The organism is Nocardia sp. bgisy118, assembly GCF_057708605.1.
The window spans coordinates 1-1,274 of the sequence record NZ_JBYISM010000076.1 but is presented as its reverse complement, the minus strand read 5'-3'; the positions used below and the strand labels follow the sequence as shown (position 1 = coordinate 1,274).

At 71.4% G+C, this 1,274-nt stretch carries 1 protein-coding gene; it reads left to right on the top strand.

All coding sequences use genetic code 11. The features are described from left to right. Window positions 1-1,274, top strand: a 1,274-nt coding sequence (locus AC3EO7_RS37775; protein ID WP_435593879.1) for a condensation domain-containing protein, incomplete at both ends; no start/stop codon positions are given.

The window sequence follows — 1,274 nt, the reverse complement described above, 5'->3', positions numbered from 1 at the left end:
GGGTCGGTTCCCGCGGAGTCGCTGCTGGTGCGGGTGCCGGTGGAGGAGGTGAGCGGGCAGGGGTTCTCGGCGGTGGTGGCCGGTGCGTGGGAGGCGGCCGTGGGCCGGCTCGATCCGGCGTCGGGGGTGATGGTGCAGGGAGTGTGGTTCGATCCCGGCACCACCACGGGGGGCCGGTTGTTGCTGGTGGCGCATCATGTGGTGATCGATGGGGTGTCGTGGCGGATTCTGGTGCCCGATCTGGCGGTGGCGTGGGCCCGGCTCGCGGCGGGCGCGCAAGCGGAGCTGGCGCCGGTGGGAACGTCGATGCGACGGTGGGCGCACGGGCTGGTTGCCGCCGCTCACGCCGAGGCCCGGGTCGGGGAACTCGGCCTGTGGCGGGAGATGCTGACCGGGTCGGATCCGGTGTTGGGGTCGCGTGCGTTGGATCCGGCGGTGGATGTGGGGGCCACGGTGGACACGGTCGGCGTGGCGTTGCCGGCCGCGGTCACCGACACCGTGCTCACCACGTTGCCGGAGGTGTTTCACGGCGGGGTGAACGATGCTTTGCTGACCGCCCTGGCGGTGGCGTTGAGTAGCTGGCGGCGTGATCGGGGCATCGACACCGCGCAGGCCTTGATCGGGTTGGAGGGACACGGCCGGGAGGAGCAGGTGGTGGCGGGGGCGGACCTGTCGCGGACGGTGGGCTGGTTCACCACCATGTTCCCGGTGCGTCTGGATTTGGCCGGGGTGGACCTCGACGAGGTCCTGGCCGGTGGTGCGGCGGCGGGGGCGGCGGTCAAGACCGTGAAGGAACAACTGCGCACGACCGCGGACCGCGGGATCGGGTACGGGTTGTTGCGGTATCTCAATGACGAGACCGGTGAGGTACTGGCGTCGTTCCCGCAACCGCAGATCGGGTTCAACTATCTGGGCCGGTTCACCACCACCGGCGCGCTCGCCGACGGTGTGGAGGTGGGGTGGGTTCCGGTCGAGGAGACCGGCGATCTGGGTGGTGGTGATCGGGACCTGCCGGCGGCGGTGGTGCTCGCCGTCGATGCCGCGGTGACCACCACCGCCGCCGGTTCGGTGTTGCGGGCGGTGTTCTCGTTCCCGACCGGGGTGCTCTGCGCCGGCGAGGTGACCGATCTGGCGCGGCGGTGGCGGCAGGCGGTGACCGTGCTGGCCGAGTGTGCGGGGCAGCCGGGTGCGGGCGGGTTCACCCCGTCGGATCTGGATCTGGTGCGCCTGGACCAGCACACGATCGAGGCGCTGGAACAGCGGTATCCGACGCT